The following is an 18,150-nucleotide window of genomic DNA, read 5'->3' as shown; positions in this document are numbered from 1 at the left end:
ACCCTTAATGACATGCGCATTTTTCGACCAAATGGCGCCTGGCTGTACCGGAACAGCACAGGCTTCATGGCCGGATCAGGCCCCTCAAGGCTTCCAGATCGCCGGCAATGCGATGAAGGCAAACAGCAGCATCCCCGCATAGAAAGCCATCGACGATATTCCCAGCACCGGCTCGATCGCCGGGTGGCCGGCAAGCATCATGTAAAGCCCGATCATGAGCCCGATGCCGCTGATTGCAGTCAGCCAGAAATGGACGACGGCAAGCGTCTTTTTCGCGACAGCCGGAAACAGGTGGTAGAAGAAGGCGAATACCGCCGACATCAGCCACCCGGCCACCATCGTGTGGGCGTGGGTCGGCATCTGGCCATGGTCCTCGCTGATCGCCATGTGAAGGCCGAGCGCCATCCCGCACAGCGAATAGATGATGGCCAGCGTGAAGAAATTCCTTGCTACCCCTTGCATTGGTCTGGTCCCCCGAATTGCCTTTTCCCGTCCCGGGAATGGGTTGAACAGGCGGTCGTTCCGCCACCGGTCTCCCGGCACCGGCGCACTAGCATCGGCCATGTTTCTGGACGATGACGCCCGGCGCCAGGCCCCGCCCGGTGCTGTTACATTAGCAGAGAAACACCGCCGCGCACGCAGCCAATTGCGGATCGCAACGCGGCACGATGGGCCGAAACAAATCCCGCTTGCACACGACATCGTCACGAAACAGGAGCCGCGCAAAAAGCCAGTTGATCGCAAACGGCGACGAGCAAAGAATCCTGCGCCGCTTGCGATCATGGGCAACATCCGGGGAGAGCTCCATGGACTGGTATTCCATCGTCAAGTTCCTGCACATCGTATCGGCCACGGTCTGGGTGGGTGGCGGCTTCACGCTGATGCTGCTGGCATTCCTCGCCGATCGCGCGGGCGATCTGGCGGCAACGCTTCAGGCAATGCGGGCCACCGGTGAGCTCGGCGGCAAGCTGTTTGCGCCACTGTCGATACTGACGCTGGCCTTCGGGCTGGTCATGTGCTGGTTCTGGGTCGGCTTTTCCGACCTGTGGATCATCATCGGTCTTGCCGGCTACTTGACCACCTTCTGCGTCGGCATGTTCATCTTCAAGCCGACAGCCGAAAAGATGGCGGCAATGATCGACAGGGACGGCGTGACGCCGGGAGCCCTTGCCCATGGCCAGCGCATTATCGCCGCCGCATGCTTCGACTATTCGGTGATGCTGGTGATCGTCGCCGACATGGTGCTGAAGCCAACGGTGCGCGACATCGCTATCCTCGTCGGCATGCTGGCGATCCTGGCGATCGGTCTCACTCTGTCTCTCGGCGGGGCACGGCGACTGACACCGCGCGTCGCCTGATCGCCTACATCAGGCCAGCGATCCCGTCCCACAGCAGCTTCACCGCCACGACCGCCACCGTCGCATAGGTGAACGGGTAGAAGATTTCCGGCCGCATGCGCCGCACCAGCCAGGCGCCGGCGATGGTCGAGAGTGGTGCCAGCGGCATCAGCACCACTGAAGCCGTCAGGTTGGCGGTGTCGAACTGGCCGAGCGCGAAATAAGGGATGAGCTTCAGCGCGTTGGTGGCGGCAAAGAAGATCGCCGCGGTGCCGGACAGCACCTTCGGATCGAGCCTGATCGGCAGCGCGTAGACCTGGAAGGGCGGACCGCCGACATGGGCGACGAAGCTGGTGAAACCGGCGACCGTGCCCCAGACCGCCGCGGCCACCCGGTTGGGCTTGGCCGCGTGATCGGAGCCGTGGCGAAACTGCAGATAGAGCCAGCGCAGCACGAAGATGATGGCGACCGAGCCGACGATCAGCCGCACCGCCTCTTCCGTGACCAAAGCCGCTGTCAGCCATCCAAGGCCGATACCGATGACGGCGCCGGGCATCATGTCGACCAGCATCTGGCGGTCATAGACGCCCCACCATGTCCATACCGAGGCGACGTCATCAGGCACAGGATCGGCAGCAGGATGGCGGCGGCCTGCACCGGCGGCATGGTCAGGGCCATCAAGGGCACGCCGACGAATCCCACCGCGCCGCCAAAGCCGCCTTTGGACAAGCCTACGAGAATGACCGCTGGAATGGCGGCGGCATAGAACCACGGATCGGCGAGCAGACCTGTCATGGAAAGGGAAAGGCTGGAGGAAAACGTATCCACGCTTGAATAGCCCAGAAACCGCAATGCCGCGACGGCAAATATGCGCGGGGACTGTCACACATCCAGGACAGGGGCGAGCGGCGGCGGGCGTCGCCGGATCGGTTGCGCCTTGATGATGGCGGTGCTGGTCTCGGCCTTGTCGGCGATGCGGTCGAGGATGCTGTCAAGGTCGCCGATGGAGCGCACGAACAGCCGGGCGACGAAGCAGTCGTCACCCGTCACCTTGTCGCATTCGCCGAATTCGGGGATCTCCTCGATCAGCTTCTGGACGATATGCAGCTTGCCCGGCAAGGGCCGGATGCGAACGATCGCCTGCAGCGTATAGCCGAGAGCCTGCGGATCGATGTCGATGGTGAAGGCCCTGATGACGCCGCGATCCTCGAGACGGCGGAGCCGTTCCGAAACGCTCGGCGACGACAACCCGACCTGGGCAGCCAGGTCCTTGAGCGAGGTTCGCGAATCCTTGAGCAGGATATCGAGGAGCTTTCTGTCCTGGTCATCAAGCATTTAACATTCCGCGGGAGAAAGGCGACCATGCCTTATTTAATTAGGCATTATCTGGATATCACCTTCTCAAAATTATGGAAAGCGCCGACCCTGCGTGAGATTGTCAGGCCTGCGGCAGTTTCAGGAGCATTTCATGGACAATACGGTACGCGGCACGATCGAGATGACGGCGGCGATGGCGATCCTCGGCACGATCGGGTGGTTCGTCGTCCTCTCCGGCCAACCCGTGCTGGACGTCGTGTTCTGGCGTTGCGCTTTCGGCGCGGTAACGCTGCTGGTCATCTGCGCGGCGCTGGGATTGTTGCGCCACGCACCGCCGCCGCGCATCATGGCCATGGCGGCTCTGGGCGGCGCTGCCATCGTCATCAACTGGCTGCTGCTTTTCGGTTCATTCTCGCGCGCATCGATCTCCGTCGCCACCGCGGTCTACAATACCCAGCCCTTCATGCTGGTGGCCTTTGGCGCCTTGTTCTTTTCCGAACGGCTGACCCTGACAAAATTGACCTGGCTGGGCATGGCTTTCGCGGGCATGGTGCTGATCGTGCAGGCCAAGCCTGACGCCGGCTATGGCGGTACGGATTATTTTGTCGGGATCCTGATGGCGCTGGGCGCGGCTTTCTTCTGGGCCGTCGCCGCCATCGTCACCAAGAAACTCAAGGGCACGCCACCACAGCTGATCGCCCTCATTCAGGTCAGTGTCGGCATTGTCATGCTCGCGCCCTTCGCCAATCTCACCCATCCGCCGACCGATGCGCGGAGCTGGATCATGCTGGCCATACTCGGCATCGTCCATACCGGGCTGATGTACATTCTGATGTACGGCGCCATCCAGAAACTGCCGACATATCTGCAGGGCTCGCTGTCCTTCATCTATCCGGTGGTCGCCATCCTGGTCGATGTCGTCGCCTTCGGCCATCGGCTGCAAGCCGTACAGATCGTCGGCGCCCTGGCCATCCTGATCGCCGCGGCCGGCATGAACCTCGGCTGGTCCTTGTGGAAGTCAAAAACACTGCCGCAAGCCGTTGAGACCAGCAGATGAAGCACCGTGGATTTGCACCGGAAGCAGGACTCATGCGATGAAAGCATAGGCGCATACGAGGGGTGGGGCATGGACGTCGGAACCTTTCAGAGACGACTCTTGCCCCGCGAACGCATCTTGTGGAGCGGTATTCCCGCGCAGGGTGTGTTGTTCACCGGTCGCGATATGTTTCTCATTCCGTTCAGCCTGCTCTGGTGCGGCTTTGCTATTTTCTGGACCTATACGGCGACAAGGCAGGGCGCGCCGCTTTTCTTCGATGCATGGGGAGCGATGTTCATCTGCATTGGACTCTTTTTTGTCTTTGGCAGATTTGCGGTCGACGCATGGCTGAGGCGACGCATCTCCTATGCGGTCACGGACAAGCGCATTCTCATCATGCGTAGCGCCCCTTTCTTCAATTTCACATCGATCGATCTGGAGCGTCTCCCCGATATCCAACTCACCGGCGAGGGAGCGGAGCGCGGCAGTTTGCGCTTCGGCGCGGCGGCATCATCCTTTGGAAGTCCGGGCGGCTGGTCTCGGGGCCGCTATCAGAGTTTTGGCAGCTGGTCGCCGGCTCTGGATCCCGTCCCGCAATTTCTCGGCATCAAAGAGCCGTCGAAAGTGTTCGACCTCATAACGAAAGCCAGCGATGCCCTTCGTTCCGATCGCCGGCTGTCACCTGACAGCTAGCGCCTGTTCAATCCCCGCACTTTGCTCTATGCCGCAATCCAACCATCTTCGCCCGGCATAGGCGAAAACCGGGATCGAAAAACCATGAATGACGCAATGCCCCCCAATCGCTGCCGCATCGTGCTGATCGCGCCGCCCGGCGCGTCCGCCGCCACTATAGGCGCGGCATTCGATGGCGGCGACATCGCTTCGCTCATCCTGCCCGAGAACGGCATGGACGAGGCGTCCTTCCAGGCCTTCGCCGAAAAGGTCGTACCCTTGGCGCAAGCCGCGGGCATCGCCGTGATCATTGCGGGCGACACCCGCATCGCCGGTCGCGTCCAGGCCGACGGCATCCATGTCGAGGTCGGCAAGGACGAGCTTGCCGAGACGATCGAGCATTTCCAGCCACGACTGATGGTCGGCGCCGGCGGCGCCAAGACCAGGGACGACGCTCTTGAGCTCGGCGAAACCCGGCCTGACTACATCTTCTTCGGTCGCTTCGGTTACGACAACAAGCCCGAGCCGCATCCGCGCAACCTGTCGCTTGGCCGATGGTGGGCCGACATGATCCAGATCCCCTGCATTGTCATGGCCGGATCCGAGATCGCCTCGGTGGAAGCGGTGGCCGCCACTGGCTGCGAATTCGTGGCGCTGTCCAGTGCCGTCTTCGCCGACGGCGTCGATCCGAAGACGGCGATCGCCAGCGCCAATGCACTGCTCGATGAAACAGCGCCGCGTTTCGAGGACTGACGTGGCCTCGGCGACGCTTCCCCTCCAGGCCCTGCTTGCGCTGTTCATGGTGCAGGCCGCCGGTGCCGCGGAACCCGTGCCGTTGCCGCAGGCCAGACCCGAAGCCGGCGTGCACACGGACAAGCCGATCGACACGCCGCTGCCCCAGCCCGCCACTACCAACGAGCCGCCGTCGATCGACGCGATCAACCCCGACCGCTTTGGCGCGAAACCAGCGGACCAGGCTTACGGGGCCTTTCAGCGAGGGCTTTACAAGACGGCCTATGATCTGGCGCTGCCCCGCGCGCAGAACGGCGATCCGGCGGCCCAGACGTTGTTGGCCGAAATACTGTCACGCGGCTTGGGCGTACAGCAGAACGCGGCCGAGGCGGCGAAGTGGTACGCGCTTGCCGCCGAACAAGGCGTGCCGGAATCGCAGTTCCAGTATGCGCTGATGCTGCTGGATGGCCGCTACGTGAAGAAGGACGAGAAGGGCGCCTATGCGCTGATGCAGGCTGCCGCCGAGGCCGGTAACCCGCTGGCACAATTCAATTTCGCGCAGTTGCTTGTCCAGCAGGATCCCGGCGACGCTGGCATCAGCAAGGCCGTGCCCTACTACGAACGCGCCGCCGCGACCGGCCTTGCCGATGCGCAATACGCGATGGCCCAGATCTATGCCAACGGCGTCGGCGGCAAGCAACGCGACGACGCCCAAGCCCGCCGCCTGCTGACCCAGGCCGCGAGGCAGAATTACGACACGGCGCAGATCGACCTCGGCGCCTGGATGATTGAAGGCCGTGGCGGCGCCCGCGACCTGAAGTCCGGCTTCGGCTGGATGAAGCAGGCCGCGGAGGGCGGCAATGTCGCCGCCCGCAATCGCCTCGCCAAACTCTACATGAACGGCATTGGCGCCGATCCCGATCTCATCCTTGCCGGCGCCTGGTACATCGTCGCCCGGCGCGCCGGTCTCATCGATCCGGACATGGACAACTTCCTGCAGGGCCTGTCGGACGACCAGACGAAGCAGGCGCTGCAGAGGGCGAATCGCCTGCCCTGAGAGCCGGTGCCTCGCCTCGCTCCCTTGCCTCTTCGGGCGTTTTGTGGTCTTGGAGGCCGAAATCGCCTTCCCCGGCGATCATCTCACTCCGGATCCAATCACAATGGCCAAGATCAACGGCAACGAAATCCGTCCCGGCAATGTCATCGAGCATGATGGCGGGCTGTGGGTCGCGGTCAGGACCAACACCGTCAAGCCAGGCAAGGGCGGCGCCTACAATCAGGTCGAGCTGAAGAACCTCATCAACGGCACCAAGCTCAACGAGCGTTTCCGCTCGGCGGAGACCGTCGAGCAGATCCGCCTCGACCTCAAGGATTTTTCCTTTCTCTACGCGCAGGAAGACGCGCTGGTGTTCATGGACACCCAGAGCTATGAGCAGCTCGAATTGAACAAGGACTTTGTCGGCGATCGCGCCGCGTTCCTGCAGGACGGCATGATGGTGACCGTCCAGCTCTATGACGAGAGGCCGATCGGCATCTCGCTGCCCGACTATGTGACGTTGACCATCACCGAGGCGGACCCGGTGGTGAAGGGCCAGACAGCAGCTTCGTCCTACAAGCCGGCGATACTCGAGAACGGCATCCGCGTTCTGGTGCCGCCATTCATCGGTGCTGGCGAACGCATCATCGTCGATACCAACGAAATCACCTACGTGCGCCGCGCCGACTGATGCATGTCGCCAAAAAGTGGCCCCGGTTTTGGGTCACCGACATGCATCGGGACAGAACTTAAAGCGCAGCAGCAGGAAGAAGCACGATGGCACGCTCCGCACTTCTCAACGTTATGGTTCAGGCCGCCATGAAGGCCGGCCGCTCGCTGTCGCGCGACTTCGGCGAGGTGCAGAACCTGCAGGTCTCGCTGAAGGGCCCCGGCGATTATGTCAGCCAGGCCGATCGCAAGGCCGAGGACATCCTTTTCGCCGAACTGTCGAAGGCGCGGCCGGGCTACTCCTTTCTGATGGAAGAACGTGGCGTCGTCGAAGGCGACGACAACCAGCATCGCTGGATCGTCGACCCGCTCGATGGCACCACCAACTTCCTGCATGGCATTCCGATCTTCGCCATCTCGATTGCCCTGGAACGCCAGGGCCAGATCGTTGCCGGCGTCATCTACAACCCGGCGATGGACGAGCTCTATACGGTCGAACGCGGCGGTGGCGCTTTCATGAACGATCGCCGCCTGCGCGTCGCCGGTCGCGCCAAACTGGTCGACGCGGTGATCGGGTGCGGCGTGCCGCATCTCGGGCGCGGCCAGCACGGCAATTTCCTCATCGAGCTGCGCAACGTCATGGCCGAGGTTTCGGGCATCCGCCGCCTTGGCGCCGCTTCGCTCGACCTCGCTTACGTCGCCGCGGGCCGCATGGACGGTTTCTGGGAAACCGGCCTGTCGGCCTGGGACATCGCGGCCGGCCTTCTGCTGATCCGGGAGGCAGGTGGTTTCGCGTCGGACATGGCCGGCGGACAGGATATGCTGGAGAATGGCTCGGTGGTTGCAGGCAACGAGGTCATTCATCGCGCGCTGCTGAAAACCGTGAAGAAGCCGCTCGCGCCGCGCTGAAGCGCCGCAGTCGCAAAACCGCAACCAAACCTTGAAATACTGCCCTGCGACCGCCCAGATGAGGGTGACGCAGGAAACCAGGCAGTGAGCGACAGCCAGCAAAACCTCGATACCCCCATTCCGTTCGTCGGACGCTGGCATTACTCGCGCGCTGAAATGATCGCCGACGGCATCGTCCATGCGGTCGGCATCGTGCTGGCAATCGCGGCCGGATCGGCGCTGCTGGCGCTGGCTGCCTTCCACACCGGGCCCGGCGAGTACATCGCGGCAGCCTTCTATGTGATCTCGCTGCTAACGGTTCTGTCGGCCTCGCTGGCCTACAATCTGTGGCCGGTATCCTCCCCGGCCAAGTGGATATTGCGGCGCTTCGATCATGCCGCCATCTACCTCTTGATTGCCGCGACATACACACCCTTCCTTGCTCAGCTCGACGGCTCGCCACTGGCCAGGTGGATGATTGCCCTTGTGTGGACGGCGGCTGTGATCGGCATCGCCATCAAGGTGCTTCTTCCCGGCCGTTTCGACCGGATGGCAATTGTCTTCTATCTGGCCATCGGCTGGAGCGGCATCATCCTGGTGAAGCCGCTTGTCCAGACGCTGCCGACGACTTCGATCGTGCTCATCGTTGCCGGCGGCATCGTCTATTCCTGTGGGGTCATCTTCTTCGCCTGGAAGGCGCTGCGCTTCCACAATGCGCTCTGGCATGGCTTTGTCGTCACTGGCGCCGGCCTGCATCTTGCCGCCATGGTTGATTGCCTGGTGATCAACCGGTTCTGATCATGCTGGCTTCGAATCCGAGGTTCGCTCGCGCTGATGCGGATTTCGTATTCGGCATCCTGCTGGGCAATATTGCCAAGCGCCATTCAATTTGGTCACAATTGCGTTTAGAGTCACGTTAAACGTGATCGGCGGTATCGGAAACGGGGCACGGATGGCTTTACTCAAATCCTTCGGCATGGGCAGGCGTTCCGACGTCCTGGTCTACGACCCCCATAAATTGTCGAGCCCGCAGGTCTTTCTTCTGACCATGGTGATCTTCCTGGTGATCGTCGCGTTCATCGCCGCGATCCTGACCCGCCAGATCTCCACGGCCTTTGTCACCAATCCCGGCCTCAACGGCCTGATCGTCGGCGTGCTCGTCGTCGGCATCCTGCTGGCCTTCGTCCAGGTCGGACGCCTGTTTAGGGAAGTGCGCTGGGTCAACTCCTTCCGTGCCGGTTCCGAGACCACCGAGCCGGTGTTGCTGGCGCCGATGAAGGCGATGATCGGTCGCTCGTCATCGATGGCTTTCTCGACCAGCTCGATGCGCACCATGCTCGATTCCATCGCCACGCGCCTCGACGAAAGCCGCGACACATCGCGCTATCTCGTCGGCCTGCTGGTGTTCCTCGGCCTGCTCGGTACCTTCTGGGGCCTTTTGAACACGATCGCCTCGATCCGCGAGACCATCGAGTCGCTCGATCCCGGCACCGGCGACGCCGCGGCGGTGCTCGATTCGCTGAAGCAGGGGCTTTCCGCGCCACTGGCCGGCATGGGCACGGCGTTCTCGTCCTCGCTGTTCGGCCTGTCGGGATCGCTGGTGCTCGGCTTCCTCGACCTGCAGGCGGGTCGCGCCCAGACGCGTTTCTACACCGAGCTCGAAAACTGGCTGTCCTCGGTCACCGACCTGTCGTCCGACATCGTCGTCTCCGATCCGGCCAAGACTGAATCCTCCGACGAGATCCGCGTCCTGTCGGAAAGGTTGCGAAGCATGCAGGAGAACGGCGGCGGTTCAAATCCACGCGTTGCCACCGCCATGGCCAATCTTGCCGACGGCATTTCGGGCCTGGTGAAGAACATGCGCTCGGAACAGCAGATCATGCGTGATTGGGTCGAAGCCCAGTCGGACGAGCAGAAGGCGATGCGCAACACGCTGGAGAAGATCGCCGACGCCCTGAAGAAGCCTGGGGTGCACTGACGTGGCCTTGGCACGTGGCCGGCGTACCGATCGCCGCATCGACTATTGGCCAGGCTTCGTCGACGCGCTGTCGACGCTGCTTTTGGCGATCATGTTCCTGCTCACCGTATTCGTGCTGGCGCAGTTCCTGCTCGGCCGCGAAATCTCCGGCAAGGACACGGTGCTCAACCGCCTCAACTCGCAGATCAACGAACTGACCCAGCTTCTGGCACTGGAGCGCTCGACGGCGCAGGACAAGGAAGATTCGCTTGCCAACATGCAGGCATCGCTGTCGGCGGCCGAAGCGGAAAAAAGCCGGCTCGAACAGCTGCTGTCGCAGGGCGCCGGCGCCGGCGACGTGGCCAACCAGCGCGCCACCGCGCTTACGGGCGAACTCGACAGCCAGCGCCAGATCAGCCAGCAGGCACTGAGCCAGGTCGAAATCCTCAACCAGCAGATTTCGGCACTGCGCAAGCAGATCGGCGCGCTCGAGGACGCTCTCAACGTGTCGGAAACGCGCGACCGCGACTCCAACACCAAGATTGCCGATCTCGGCCGCCGCCTCAACGTCGCGCTGGCGCAGCGCGTGCAGGAACTGAACCGCTACCGGTCCGATTTCTTCGGCCGCTTGCGCGAGATTCTCGCCGATCGCGAAAACATCCGCATTGTCGGCGACCGTTTCGTCTTCCAGTCGGAGGTGCTGTTCCCGACCGGCTCCGAAGTGATCAACGATGCCGGCAAGGTCGAGATGAAGAAGCTGGCCGACGCCATCATCGAGCTGCAGAAAGAGATCCCGCCGGAGATCAACTGGGTGCTGCGCGTCGATGGCCATACCGACAACAAGCCGCTGTCCGGCACCGGCCGCTATCGTGACAACTGGGAATTGTCGACGGCGCGATCGACCTCCGTGGTGAAGTTCCTGATCGAGAACGGCGTGCCGGCCAACCGGCTTGTCGCCGCCGGCTTCGGCGAATTCCAGCCGCTCGATCCCGCCGATACCGACGAGGCGCGCAACAAGAACCGCCGTATCGAACTGAAGCTCACCGAACGTTGATCCATTATCACGCGATATCACGCGAATTTGTTTGACGCTTCAACCCTAGGGCGCAGATCGACGCAGGCAAGGCCTGAAAACATTATCTTTTTTTAATTACACATTGTTGCGGAGCGGTCCTAGCTTCCCCGTGGGCCGAGAACCGCAGGCGATGGCTCCCATCATCGCGACGCGACGGAACCGGACGGCCCGCGGCCGGGAGGCAACGGGAGCAACCGCCGCCTTCCACAATCAAGGGAGACGCAGCCATGCGCTCTTTCACTTCCAGGACATCGCTCAAGACTGCAACCGTCGCTGCGTTCCTCGTCGCCATTCCATTTGCCGGCGCCTATGCGGCTGGACACCACAGGGGCGCCCTCGATGAGGGCACACCCATCGTGTTCGAAGGCCCGCGTGTGGACGGCATTGTCGGTCAGCTGCAAGGCATCAGCAGCGGCATCAAGGACGCCGAACAGCAGAACCTCATTACGCCAGCCGTTGCGCACAGCCTGCAAATGCGCGACGCCGACATCAGCAGGGTTGCTGAGAAGACGGCGGCCTCAAACAATGGCCGGATACCTTCGGCGCAATATCATCAGCTCCTGCGCCGCGTCGACCACCTTGACCAAAAGCTCATGATCGACACCGGCAGCGGCTTCAACATCGGCGACGTCTCCGATGGCGGGCATTACCCGAACGGCTGACACCATTTAGAGCAATTCCAGGAAAAGTGTGAAACGGCTTTCCGTCCGGAATTGCGTCTTGGAGAGGAAGGGACTAACTGGCGCCTTCGGGACATTTCGTCCTGCTGGCGCCCTTTTTTCACCAGCCCAGCCAGACCGCGATCAAGGCAAGGACAGCCGGCACGGTCTGGATGTAGACGATTTTCCTGCCCACTGTCGCCGCGCCATAGAGGCCGGCAATGGCCACGCAAACCAAGAAGAACACCTTGGTCTGGAAACCGGCCGCACCGAGGTAAAGGCCCCAGATCAGCCCGGCGGCGAGAAACCCGTTATAGAGCCCTTGATTGGCGGCCAGCACCTTCGAGGCGCTGGCGAATTCCGGCGTCAGCCTGAACGTCTTGTGGCCGCGCGGCGTGTCCCACAGCACCATCTCCAGATAGACGATGTAGAGATGGATCAGGGCCACCAGCCCGACCAGAATGTTGCCGATCATCTTGTCTCCCCTCCAAGGCGTGCGCCGCCAGCCAGCATTCCACGCCCGTCCTCGCCTGCGCAAGCCGAATCCCGCCGGGCGGACGACCGGGATCAAGGCGCCAACACGGGCATGGCCGCGGGCTTGTCATCGACCCCGCATTGGTATCTTTTCCCGCCGTCCATAGTCAGCGGAACCAGCCATGTCCTTTCAGAAACTTGATGATCTCGGCCACAAGCTCGAAGCGCTGGAACATGCGCTGTCCATTCTCGGCGCGGACGAGGCCACGCACATGGCCGTCGGCGGCGGCGAAAAGCGCGCCGAGGCCATGTCGGCCCTTGCCGGCATGCAGCATGCCCGCGCGACCGCGCCGGAGATCGCGGACTGGCTCGCCGCGGCCGAAGAGGAGGCGTTGAACGAGGAGCAGCAGGCAGCGGTTGCCGAACTGCGCCGGCAGTATACCAACCTGACCTGCCTGCCCGTCGAATTCATCGAGCGCCAGACCACGGCGCGCATGCGCTGCGAACAGCTTCGGCGCGACCTGCGCGCGAAGAACGACTGGGCGAGTTTCCGCCCAGCGCTGGAAGGCATTGTTTCGCTGGTACGCGAAGAAGCAGCCTTGCGCGCCGACGTGCTCGGCCTCGATCCTTACGATGCGTTGATGGAGCAGTACGACCCCGGCAATCGCACCGCCGACATCACGCCCGTCTTCGCCGACCTGAAGGCCTTTCTGAAAGGCTTCGTGCCGGAAGCCTTGGCCGTGCAGGAAGAGCGCTTGGCGAAGCGCCCATTGAAGCCGCTTTCAGGCACGTATGCGATCGACAGGCAGCGCGAGCTTGGCCTGGCCATGATGGCTGCGGTCGGTTTCGATCTCACGCATGGCTCGCTGTCCGTATCGCATCATCCCTTTTGCGGCGGCGTGCCGACCGATGTGCGCATCACCACCCGCTACAAGACGACCGACTTCCTGTCGGCGCTGATGGGCGTGCTGCACGAGACCGGCCACGCATTGTATGAGCAGAACCTGCCAAAGGCCTGGGCCCACTGGCCGCTCGGCAAGGCGCGCGGCATGGCCATGCATGAGAGCCAGAGCCTGTTCGTCGAAAAGCAGCTCGGCCGCAATCCGGCCTTCTGGCACTGGGCGTTGCCTGTCGTCGAAAAGCAGCTTGGCGAAACCTGGTCCATCGACGACATCCTGCCCCATGTGCATCGGGTCGAGCGCGGGCTGATCCGTGTCGACGCCGACGAGGTCACCTATCCGCTGCACGTCATCCTGCGCTACGAGTTGGAACAGGACCTTGTCTCCGGCAGGCTGGACGTAGCCGAACTGCCCCAAGCGTGGGACGCCAAGATGCGCGAGTATCTCGGCCTGTCCACCATCGACAACCCCGCGGACGGTCCGATGCAGGACGTGCATTGGCCGGGTGCCGCCTTCGGTTATTTCCCGTCCTACACGCTGGGCGCGATGATGGCGGCGCAGCAATGGGCGGCGCTGACCAAGCAGAATCCAGCGGCTGATCGAGACCTCGCCAAGGGCGATTTCACGGCAATCAACGACTGGCGGCGCGAAAGAATCTGGTCGCAAGGATCGCGCTGGTCGACGCCGGACCTGCTCGAACGCGCCACCGGCGAGAAACTGAACGCCGCGCATTTCACCAGCCATCTCAAGCAACGATACGGAAGCAACTGAACGACCTCGCTTCCACATGGGCTGATGTTGGTGCGGTTCGCATTTCGGACTAGCATCGGCTCGTCGTCAGGCATTTGTCGTCGAGACAGGGATCCCTAGACATTGGCCGATCCGCACAGCGCTTCAACCGTCGAACACATCGCATCGGCGATCACTGCCGCCGTGCGTGGCGGCCATCTGGCGCCAGGGCAACGTCTCACGGAAGCAGCATTCGTTCGCCGCTACGGCGTGTCGCGCTCGACGGTGCGCGAGGCATTTCAGCGGCTGGCCGCTGATGGGCTTTTGGCCCTGGAACCGCACCGCGGGGTCGTGGTGCGCCAATTGTCGCGCAAGGAGGTCGACAATCTGTTCGAGGTACGCGGCGCTCTCGAGGCGTTGGCCGTCGGCCTCGCGGCTCCCGGCATCCGCGTCGCCCCGCAACAGCTGCTCGCCCTGCAGGGTGAAATGGACCGGGCCGTTGAGGCAAACGACATCAGCGCTTTTTCCGACCTCAACCGCCGTTTCCACGCCATGTTTCCGGAAGCCGCCGACAACGCGCTGCTGCGGGAATCGCTGCTGCGGCTTTCCAACTCGATCTACTGGCTGCAATTCCGCCTGCTGATCAACCGGCAGGAGGTCCTTCAGAGCAACGTCCAACACCGGCTTGTCGTCGAGGCGATCATGGCCGGTGACGCGCAATCGGCGCAGGCGGCGATGCGCAATCATATCGACGCCTCGCGGCGGCTTGTCCAACTGCTCCCCGACGATCATTTCGCCTCGGCATGAGATCCGCCAAGTGTGGAGGCGCTTGCATTCAAAAGGATTGTCGGACAATATTGCTGGACAATCCTTTTGTGGAGCTGAGGACATGCCCCCTACCCAAAGGTACCTTCCGGTTCCGCTACCCGACTACCGGGAGATGCCGGTGGACGAAATGCGCGCCAACGCCGAGGCCTTCCATGCCGATCTGCGCACCCGCCACACGGTGCGCGAATTCTCTTCCAGGCCGGTACCGCGTGACATCATCGAAACCTGCATCCTGGCGGCCGGGACCGCGCCAAACGGTGCCAATCACCAGCCATGGCATTTCGCCGTGATCGGCGACCCCGTGATCAAGAAGAAGATCCGCGATGCGGCCGAGGCCGAGGAGCGCGCATTCTATGCCGGCCGCGCCGGAGCGGAATGGCTGGCCGCGCTCTCACCGCTCGGCACCGACGAGAACAAGCCGTTCCTCGAGGAGGCGCCCTGGCTGATCTGCATATTCGGCGAGCGCAAGAGCCGGCCCGCCGACGGTGTGCTGCGCAAGAACTACTATGTGCCGGAATCCGTCAGCATCGCCACTGGCTTCCTGATCCTTGCGCTGCACAGGGCGGGCCTGGCCATGCTCACCCATACGCCAAATCCGATGAGCTTCCTCAACCAAATCTGCGGGCGGGATCCGCACGACAAGCCATACATCCTGATGGTTGTCGGCTACGAAGGAAGGCGCGACAATTCCAGCGCATGCGCTGGAAAAGCGGCCGCTCGCGGACATCGCGACGTTCCTCTAATGCGGTCGTGAATTACTCCGCGGCGCCCCTGAAGGCACTGGCACCGGTTTCGAACTGCAGTTTCGCCAGTTGCGCATAGATGCCGCCCCTGGCGACGAGACTCTGATGCGTGCCTTCCTCGACGATGCGGCCACCATCCATGACCAGGATGCGGTCGGCCTTGAGCACCGTCGCCAGCCTGTGCGCGATAACGATCGTCGTGCGGCCCTGCATCAGCCGTTCCAGCGCCGTCTGCACCAGCGTCTCGCTTTGGGCATCGAGCGCCGAGGTCGCCTCGTCGAGCAGCAGGATCGGCGCGTCGCGCAGGATGGCACGGGCAATCGCCACGCGCTGGCGCTGGCCGCCGGACAGCGTCACGCCGCGCTCACCGACCTGGCTGTCATAGCCTTTTTCGAGCTTCAGGATGAATTCGTCGGCAAGCGCATCCTTCGCCGCCGCCTCAATCTCGGCATCGCCAGCACCCGGCCGGCCAAAGCCGATATTGTCACGCGCGCTTGCCGCGAAGATGGTGACGTCCTGCGGCACGATGGCGATCCGCTCCCTGACTGCAGCCGGATCGGCATCGCGCACATCGACGCCGTCGATCATGATCTTTCCGGTTTCCGGATCATAGAAACGCAGGATCAGCGAAAAGACCGTGCTCTTGCCGGCGCCGGAAGGGCCGACGATCGCCACCGTCTCGCCGGGCTTGACCGAAAAACTCAGGCCGTGGACGGCGGCGCGGTCGGGTCTGGCCGGATAGGAGAAGGAGACATCGTCAAAGCTGATCGCGCCCTTGACCACGGCCGGCAGCGGTTTTGGATCGGCGGGCGACTGGATCGCCGGCTTTTCGGCCAGGATCTCGGTCAAGCGCTCGGCCGCGCCCGCTGCCTGCGCCATTTCGCCCCAGACTTCCGACAGCGCGCCAAGCGCACCGGCGGCGAACACCGAATAGAGCAGGAACTGCCCGAGCGTGCCCGGCGACAGCGTGCCTTCGAGCACGTCGCGTGAGCCGAACCACAGCACCGCCACCACCGAGGAGAAGATGGTGAAGATGGCGAAGAAGGTGAGGAAGGAACGCGCGAAGATCGAGGAACGCGCAGCCTCGAAGGCGGCTTCCACCGCGCCCGCGAACTTCCCCGTCACCAGCTTCTCGTTGGTGAAGGCCTGCAGCGTGCGCACCGCGCCGATCTGCTCGCTGGCATAGGCTGTCGCATCGGCAAGCGTATCCTGCGCCTGCCGGGACTTGCGCCGCACCGAACGGCCGAAGGCCACCAGCGGCAGCACGATGATCGGAATGGCTGCAATGACCAGACCGGACAGTTTCGGGCTGGTGACGACCATCATCCCCAACGCTCCAAGGCCAAGGATGACGTTGCGCAGCGCGACCGAAGCCGTGGCGCCTACCGCCGACTTGACCTGTGTGGTGTCGGCCGCGAGCCGCGACACGATTTCGCCCGACTGGGCAGTGTCGAAGAAGGCTGGCGACAGCGTTGTCACATGGGCAAAGACGTCGCGCCTGATATCAGCGACGACGCGCTCGCCGAGCGTGATGACGAAATAATAGCGGCCGGCCGATGCCGCCGCCAACACGGCCGCCATCGCCACCAAGGCTGCGAAATATTCGGCGATGAAGGTCGTGCTCGACGACGAGAAACCGTGATCGATCATGCGTCGTACCGCCAACGGCAGCATCAGTGTCGTTGCCGCGGCGATGACCAGCGAGACAATGGCGCCGATAACCAGCGTGCGATAGCGCGTGATATACGGGAACAGGCGCCTGAGCGGCTTGAGCGAGCGCCGGCGCTCGTCTGCGCTGCTGATTTGCGCCATCCCAGTGTTTCCTCTAGCCGCTTCACGGTATGCGCTTCAATATGCGCTTGCCTCGGCCTTGTGATTCAATTCCGGCTGATGTATAGGCTCGCCGACCGTTTTAGAAGCCGTGGCTCCTCAATAGCTGCGGCTTCGTGTTTTAAAAAGGGGCGCATCGACGCAGGCAATTTGCCCGTCAGCGGCGCCGGCAAGCCAGGAACAGAGCGATGAAGACCGACATCCATCCCGACTACCACACCATCAAGATCGTCATGACCGACGGCACCGAGTACACGACCCGTTCGACCTGGGGCAAGGAAGGCGATACGATGAATCTCGATATCGACCCGACCACCCACCCGGCCTGGACCGGCGGCCAGCAGACCCTGCTCGACCGCGGTGGTCGCCTGTCGAAGTTCAAGAAGCGCTTCGAAGGCTTCGGCATCTAAGCCGCACCCGCCTTCAAGAGACAAAAAACCCGCCCTTGTGGCGGGTTTTTTGTTCAGCGAATGGTAGCGCGAACAAAGTCGCCCCTGATGACGACCGAGGGCCTGGCGCCGGCGGTGTTGGGAAGCGAGCTGTCGACGAAGGACGCCGTCGCGATGACCGAATAGCTGATAGCAACCCCCCGGCCGAAGGACAGCGTGGCATCCAGCGCCTTGCCGGTGATGGCGATTTCTTCGTCCTGCCTGACGCTGCCAAAGGCGAAATTGGCTTTCAGGGCGTCGCCTTTGATCTCGACGGTCGAGGCATGCCCGTTCAGCGAAACATCGGCCGCCTTGCTGGTTATGGCAATGGTGGAGAAATTCCCCGCCATGTTGGCCTGCAGCGCCGCCTGGTCGATCGACACCGAACTTTCGGGCTGAATATTCGCGTTGATCTCGACCCTGCAGTCCGAGGGATCCAGCCATGAGGAAGGGGCAACGTCGATACGCAATGTCGAGGCTTCCAGCTTCATGTCGCTGGCAAGGCTGCAGTCATTGGCGAACCAGCTCGAATACCAGCGCGCGAACCAGCCTTCGCGGCGGCTGCCGATCGTCGCCTGGTAAGGTGCCGAGGCCGAAGTGGTGAGCCTGACGGAACTGGCTTCGCCCGATATGACGATAGCGCTGACGCCGGCGAGATCAAGCGTTTTGCCGGCATCCCCGCTTGCCGGTGACGCAAGTGCTGCGCTGCCAAATGACAGCAACGCGAGAATTGCGGATTTCATCATTATCTCCGATCATGTGTGGGCGGTCCCGGCTGGAACCGTGGCGCTGTCGGAATGACCCGAGACGTCGATTTTCGCGACCTCGATCGCGATCCGGG

Annotated in this window: 21 protein-coding genes and 1 pseudogene; 15 read left to right on the top strand and 7 right to left on the bottom strand. The window is 62.8% G+C overall.

Going from position 1 to position 18,150, the window contains the following annotated elements; translation table 11 throughout:
* Window positions 1–84: 84 nt before the first annotated feature.
* Together LGH82_RS22075 and LGH82_RS22070 are read right to left on the bottom strand one after the other, a co-directional pair.
* A complete protein-coding gene (locus tag LGH82_RS22075) occupies window positions 85–462 on the bottom strand; it encodes a hypothetical protein (protein WP_227344748.1) in 378 nt (125 codons plus the stop codon).
* Window positions 463–613: 151 nt separating this feature from the next.
* Complete coding sequence (locus tag LGH82_RS22070) at window positions 614–823, bottom strand: hypothetical protein (protein WP_227344747.1); 210 nt, start codon at window positions 821–823, stop codon at window positions 614–616.
* On the opposite strand from LGH82_RS22070, the gene LGH82_RS22065 reads away from it, so the two are divergent.
* Window positions 807–1,358 (top strand): DUF2269 family protein, encoded by a 552-nt coding sequence (locus LGH82_RS22065; protein WP_227344746.1) that lies wholly within the window; start codon window positions 807–809, stop codon window positions 1,356–1,358. The genes LGH82_RS22070 and LGH82_RS22065 overlap by 17 nt on opposite strands.
* Window positions 1,359–1,362: 4 nt before the next feature.
* Here the strand turns inward: LGH82_RS22065 and LGH82_RS22060 are convergent.
* Together LGH82_RS22060 and LGH82_RS22055 are read right to left on the bottom strand one after the other, a co-directional pair.
* Window positions 1,363–2,132: pseudogene (locus tag LGH82_RS22060) on the bottom strand (sulfite exporter TauE/SafE family protein).
* Window positions 2,133–2,219: 87 nt separating this feature from the next.
* Entirely contained in the window at window positions 2,220–2,672 is a 453-nt protein-coding gene (locus LGH82_RS22055; protein WP_227344745.1) for an Lrp/AsnC family transcriptional regulator, read from the bottom strand.
* Between the two features lie 133 nt (window positions 2,673–2,805).
* On the opposite strand from LGH82_RS22055, the gene LGH82_RS22050 reads away from it, so the two are divergent.
* The 10 genes from LGH82_RS22050 (at window position 2,806) to LGH82_RS22005 (ending at window position 11,381) form a co-directional block, all read left to right on the top strand.
* Window positions 2,806–3,711, top strand: coding sequence for a DMT family transporter (locus LGH82_RS22050; protein ID WP_227344744.1), 906 nt, complete (start codon window positions 2,806–2,808; stop codon window positions 3,709–3,711).
* Window positions 3,712–3,780: 69 nt separating this feature from the next.
* On the top strand, window positions 3,781–4,383 hold the full coding sequence (locus LGH82_RS22045; RefSeq protein WP_227344743.1) for a PH domain-containing protein: 603 nt from the start codon (window positions 3,781–3,783) through the stop codon (window positions 4,381–4,383).
* An 84-nt stretch (window positions 4,384–4,467) separates the two neighbouring features.
* Complete coding sequence (locus tag LGH82_RS22040; RefSeq protein WP_227344742.1) at window positions 4,468–5,115, top strand: thiamine phosphate synthase; 648 nt, start codon at window positions 4,468–4,470, stop codon at window positions 5,113–5,115.
* A 1-nt stretch (window position 5,116) separates the two neighbouring features.
* Window positions 5,117–6,151, top strand: coding sequence for a tetratricopeptide repeat protein (locus tag LGH82_RS22035; protein WP_227344741.1), 1,035 nt, complete (start codon window positions 5,117–5,119; stop codon window positions 6,149–6,151).
* A 103-nt stretch (window positions 6,152–6,254) separates the two neighbouring features.
* On the top strand, window positions 6,255–6,821 hold the full coding sequence (efp, locus tag LGH82_RS22030) for an elongation factor P (protein WP_227344740.1): 567 nt from the start codon (window positions 6,255–6,257) through the stop codon (window positions 6,819–6,821).
* A gap of 86 nt (window positions 6,822–6,907) precedes the next feature.
* Window positions 6,908–7,708, top strand: a complete 801-nt coding sequence (locus LGH82_RS22025) for an inositol monophosphatase family protein (protein ID WP_227344739.1) — start codon at window positions 6,908–6,910, stop codon at window positions 7,706–7,708.
* Between the two features lie 84 nt (window positions 7,709–7,792).
* A complete protein-coding gene (trhA, locus tag LGH82_RS22020; RefSeq protein ID WP_227344738.1) occupies window positions 7,793–8,485 on the top strand; it encodes a PAQR family membrane homeostasis protein TrhA in 693 nt (230 codons plus the stop codon).
* A gap of 154 nt (window positions 8,486–8,639) precedes the next feature.
* Window positions 8,640–9,665, top strand: coding sequence for a MotA/TolQ/ExbB proton channel family protein (locus tag LGH82_RS22015; RefSeq protein ID WP_227344737.1), 1,026 nt, complete (start codon window positions 8,640–8,642; stop codon window positions 9,663–9,665).
* 1 nt (window position 9,666) lies between these two features.
* Window positions 9,667–10,698 carry a peptidoglycan -binding protein gene (locus LGH82_RS22010; RefSeq protein ID WP_227344736.1) on the top strand — a complete coding sequence of 344 codons (1,032 nt, stop codon included), beginning with the start codon at window positions 9,667–9,669 and terminating at the stop codon, window positions 10,696–10,698.
* 248 nt (window positions 10,699–10,946) lie between these two features.
* Window positions 10,947–11,381, top strand: coding sequence for a hypothetical protein (locus LGH82_RS22005; RefSeq protein WP_227344735.1), 435 nt, complete (start codon window positions 10,947–10,949; stop codon window positions 11,379–11,381).
* Window positions 11,382–11,499: 118 nt separating this feature from the next.
* Here the strand turns inward: LGH82_RS22005 and LGH82_RS22000 are convergent, their stop codons facing one another.
* Complete coding sequence (locus tag LGH82_RS22000; RefSeq protein WP_227344734.1) at window positions 11,500–11,853, bottom strand: DUF1304 domain-containing protein; 354 nt, start codon at window positions 11,851–11,853, stop codon at window positions 11,500–11,502.
* 181 nt (window positions 11,854–12,034) lie between these two features.
* On the opposite strand from LGH82_RS22000, the gene LGH82_RS21995 reads away from it, so the two are divergent.
* The 3 genes from LGH82_RS21995 to LGH82_RS21985 all read left to right on the top strand — a co-directional run bounded on the left by LGH82_RS21995 (window position 12,035) and on the right by LGH82_RS21985 (window position 15,062).
* Window positions 12,035–13,522 (top strand): carboxypeptidase M32, encoded by a 1,488-nt coding sequence (locus tag LGH82_RS21995; RefSeq protein ID WP_227344733.1) that lies wholly within the window; start codon window positions 12,035–12,037, stop codon window positions 13,520–13,522.
* Window positions 13,523–13,624: 102 nt separating this feature from the next.
* Window positions 13,625–14,287 (top strand): GntR family transcriptional regulator, encoded by a 663-nt coding sequence (locus LGH82_RS21990; protein ID WP_227344732.1) that lies wholly within the window; start codon window positions 13,625–13,627, stop codon window positions 14,285–14,287.
* 82 nt (window positions 14,288–14,369) lie between these two features.
* Window positions 14,370–15,062, top strand: a complete 693-nt coding sequence (locus LGH82_RS21985) for a nitroreductase family protein (RefSeq protein WP_227344731.1) — start codon at window positions 14,370–14,372, stop codon at window positions 15,060–15,062.
* Between the two features lies 1 nt (window position 15,063).
* Here the strand turns inward: LGH82_RS21985 and LGH82_RS21980 are convergent, their stop codons facing one another.
* A complete protein-coding gene (locus tag LGH82_RS21980) occupies window positions 15,064–16,863 on the bottom strand; it encodes an ABC transporter transmembrane domain-containing protein (RefSeq protein ID WP_227344730.1) in 1,800 nt (599 codons plus the stop codon).
* 206 nt (window positions 16,864–17,069) lie between these two features.
* Between LGH82_RS21980 and rpmE the strand changes: the two genes are divergently transcribed.
* Complete coding sequence (rpmE, locus tag LGH82_RS21975; protein ID WP_227344729.1) at window positions 17,070–17,291, top strand: 50S ribosomal protein L31; 222 nt, start codon at window positions 17,070–17,072, stop codon at window positions 17,289–17,291.
* 53 nt (window positions 17,292–17,344) lie between these two features.
* Here the strand turns inward: rpmE and LGH82_RS21970 are convergent, their stop codons facing one another.
* On the bottom strand, window positions 17,345–18,052 hold the full coding sequence (locus LGH82_RS21970; RefSeq protein WP_227344728.1) for a hypothetical protein: 708 nt from the start codon (window positions 18,050–18,052) through the stop codon (window positions 17,345–17,347).
* Between the last annotated feature and the right edge of the window lie 98 nt (window positions 18,053–18,150).

The organism is Mesorhizobium sp. PAMC28654, from assembly GCF_020616515.1.
Lineage (GTDB): Bacteria > Pseudomonadota > Alphaproteobacteria > Rhizobiales > Rhizobiaceae > Mesorhizobium.
Note: the sequence above shows the minus strand (reverse complement) of the source record. Positions and strands in the feature narration are given on the sequence as shown.

Excerpts from the sequence above, each read along its gene's own strand:
- LGH82_RS22075 (WP_227344748.1), bottom strand. The coding sequence starts at position 462 with ATGCAAGGGGTAGCAAGGAATTTCTTCACGCTGGCCATCATCTATTCG.
- LGH82_RS22065 (WP_227344746.1), top strand. The coding sequence starts at position 807 with ATGGACTGGTATTCCATCGTCAAGTTCCTGCACATCGTATCGGCCACG.
- LGH82_RS22070 (WP_227344747.1), bottom strand. The coding sequence starts at position 823 with ATGGAATACCAGTCCATGGAGCTCTCCCCGGATGTTGCCCATGATCGC.
- LGH82_RS22055 (WP_227344745.1), bottom strand. The coding sequence starts at position 2,672 with ATGCTTGATGACCAGGACAGAAAGCTCCTCGATATCCTGCTCAAGGAT.
- LGH82_RS22050 (WP_227344744.1), top strand. The coding sequence starts at position 2,806 with ATGGACAATACGGTACGCGGCACGATCGAGATGACGGCGGCGATGGCG.
- LGH82_RS22045 (WP_227344743.1), top strand. The coding sequence starts at position 3,781 with ATGGACGTCGGAACCTTTCAGAGACGACTCTTGCCCCGCGAACGCATC.
- LGH82_RS22040 (WP_227344742.1), top strand. The coding sequence starts at position 4,468 with ATGAATGACGCAATGCCCCCCAATCGCTGCCGCATCGTGCTGATCGCG.
- efp (WP_227344740.1), top strand. The coding sequence starts at position 6,255 with ATGGCCAAGATCAACGGCAACGAAATCCGTCCCGGCAATGTCATCGAG.
- LGH82_RS22025 (WP_227344739.1), top strand. The coding sequence starts at position 6,908 with ATGGCACGCTCCGCACTTCTCAACGTTATGGTTCAGGCCGCCATGAAG.
- LGH82_RS22015 (WP_227344737.1), top strand. The coding sequence starts at position 8,640 with ATGGCTTTACTCAAATCCTTCGGCATGGGCAGGCGTTCCGACGTCCTG.
- LGH82_RS22005 (WP_227344735.1), top strand. The coding sequence starts at position 10,947 with ATGCGCTCTTTCACTTCCAGGACATCGCTCAAGACTGCAACCGTCGCT.
- LGH82_RS22000 (WP_227344734.1), bottom strand. The coding sequence starts at position 11,853 with ATGATCGGCAACATTCTGGTCGGGCTGGTGGCCCTGATCCATCTCTAC.
- LGH82_RS21995 (WP_227344733.1), top strand. The coding sequence starts at position 12,035 with ATGTCCTTTCAGAAACTTGATGATCTCGGCCACAAGCTCGAAGCGCTG.
- LGH82_RS21985 (WP_227344731.1), top strand. The coding sequence starts at position 14,370 with ATGCCCCCTACCCAAAGGTACCTTCCGGTTCCGCTACCCGACTACCGG.
- LGH82_RS21980 (WP_227344730.1), bottom strand. The coding sequence starts at position 16,863 with ATGGCGCAAATCAGCAGCGCAGACGAGCGCCGGCGCTCGCTCAAGCCG.
- rpmE (WP_227344729.1), top strand. The coding sequence starts at position 17,070 with ATGAAGACCGACATCCATCCCGACTACCACACCATCAAGATCGTCATG.
- LGH82_RS21970 (WP_227344728.1), bottom strand. The coding sequence starts at position 18,052 with ATGAAATCCGCAATTCTCGCGTTGCTGTCATTTGGCAGCGCAGCACTT.